General features: G+C 74.7%; 1 protein-coding gene. It reads left to right on the forward strand.

The annotated features are described in order from the left end of the window. The first annotated feature begins 89 nt into the window (after positions 1–89). The gene (shc, locus tag BN12_RS21190; RefSeq protein WP_083454832.1) at positions 90–2,003 is read left to right on the forward strand and encodes a squalene--hopene cyclase; all 1,914 of its coding nucleotides are present in this window, start codon (positions 90–92) and stop codon (positions 2,001–2,003) included. Positions 2,004–2,163 lie beyond the last annotated feature (160 nt).

The raw sequence follows: 2,163 nt of genomic DNA on the forward strand, positions 1-2,163 counted from the left end.
GCGCTCCTGGCGCTCGACGCGGCGGGAGCCGACCCCCTCCGGCACGCGCGGCTCGTCGAGCTCGCCGACTTCGTCGTGGAGCGCGACCTGTGAGCCTCCTCGAGGATCTGACGAGCCGGCCCGGGACCCCTCCGGACCCGGTCGCGGTCCGCACCGCCCTCGACGCCGCGGTGGCCCTGCTCCGCTCGGTGCAGCACAAGGACGGCTGGTGGAAGGGCGAGCTGGCCACCAACGTCACGATGGACGCCGAGGACCTCATGCTCCGTCACTTCCTCGGGATCGCGACGCGGCGGACCGACGAGGAGACCGCCCGGTGGATCCGCAGCCAGCAGGCCGACGACGGGTCGTGGGCGACCTTCGCCGGCGGGCCGGGGGAGCTGTCCACGACCGTCGAGGCGTGGGTGGCGCTGCGGATGGCCGGCGACGACCCGGGGGCCGATCACCTCTGCCGGGCCGCGGCATACGTCCGCGGAGCCGGGGGAGTGGAGCGCGCCCGGGTCTTCACCCACCTGTGGCTGTCGATGTTCGGCCTCTGGTCGTGGGACGACTGCCCGAGCCTTCCGCCGGAGATGATCTTCCTGCCGCGCCGCGCGCCGCTGAACATCTACGACTGGGCCTGCTGGGCACGGCAGACCATCGTTCCGCTGACGATCGTCAGCGCCCTGCGGCCGGTGCGTCCCGTGCCCTTCGACGTCGGGGACCTGCGGACGGGAGCGACCGCACCCCCGCGGGCCCGCCCGACCTCGCTCGCCGGGGTGTTCCAGCGGCTCGACGGAGTGCTCCACGCCTACGCGCGCCGTCCGGTCGGGTTCCTCCGCCGGGCCGCGATGCGACAGGCCGCGGAGTGGATCCTCGCGCGGCAGGAGGCCGACGGCGGCTGGGGCGGCATCCAGCCACCCTGGGTCTACTCGATCATCGCCCTGCACGTCCTCGGATACCCCGTGGACCACCCCGCCGTGCGAGCGGCCATCGCCGGGCTCGACGGCTTCACGATCTGCGAGGACACACCGGCCGGCCCGGTCCGCCGGCTCGAGGCCTGCCAGTCACCGGTCTGGGACACCGGCCTCGCGCTCGCCGCCCTCCTCGACTGCGGGGTCGCCCCCGACGACCCCGCGGTGCTGCGCGCCACCGACTGGCTCCTCGAGGAGCAGATCGCCGCGCCGGGGGACTGGCAGGTGCGACGCCCCGACCTGCCGAGCGGCGGCTGGGCCTTCGAGTTCGCCAACGACGGCTACCCGGACACCGACGACACCGCCGAGATCGTCATGGCGATGCGCCGGGTCGCGCACCCCGACGCCGCGCGGCTCGGCCGCGCGCTGGATCGCGCCGTCACGTGGACCACCGGCATGCAGTCCGCCGACGGCGGCTGGGGCGCCTTCGACGCCGACAACGCCCACACCCTGGCCGAGAAGCTCCCCTTCTGCGACTTCGGCGCGGTCATCGACCCGTCGTCGGCCGACGTCACCGCACACATCGTCGAGATGCTCGCCACCGAGGGGCGTGCCGGGGAGGAGGCCTGCCGGCGCGGCGTCCGCTGGCTCCTGGACGCCCAGGAGGCCGACGGCTCCTGGTTCGGCCGGTGGGGTGCCAACCACGTCTACGGGACCGGCGCCGTCGTCCCGGCGCTCGTCGCGGCGGGCATCTCGCCTCAGGCGGCGCCGGTGCGGGCCGCGGTCCGTTGGCTCGTGGACCACCAGAACCCCGACGGCGGCTGGGGCGAGGATCTCCGCTCGTATGCCGACCCCTCCTGGATCGGTCGTGGGGACTCCACCCCCTCCCAGACCGCGTGGGCCCTCCTCGCCCTCATCGCCGCGGGCGAGGACTCCACCGCCGTCCACCGCGGCATCGGCCACCTGCTGGAGACGCAGCGACCGGACGGCGGGTGGAACGAGGACCGCTACACCGGCACCGGGTTCCCCGGCGACTTCTACATCAGCTACCACCTCTACCGGCTCGTGTTCCCCATCTGGGCGCTCGGCCGCTATCTCAGGAGCCGGCCATGACCACCGCCACGACCAGGACGACAGGGCCCTCCGGCGCGACCGTCCGGACGCCGCTGCGGACGGAGTGGCTCGCGATCCGCGGACGCGTCCACGCCCCCGTCGTCCATACCGGTCGCCGACCGGGCGCTGTGGCCCCGGCCGGCGGGCCGACGCTCGTCGC

Origin of the sequence: Nostocoides japonicum T1-X7, from assembly GCF_001046855.1 — a bacterium.
Taxonomy (GTDB): domain Bacteria; phylum Actinomycetota; class Actinomycetes; order Actinomycetales; family Dermatophilaceae; genus Nostocoides; species Nostocoides japonicum.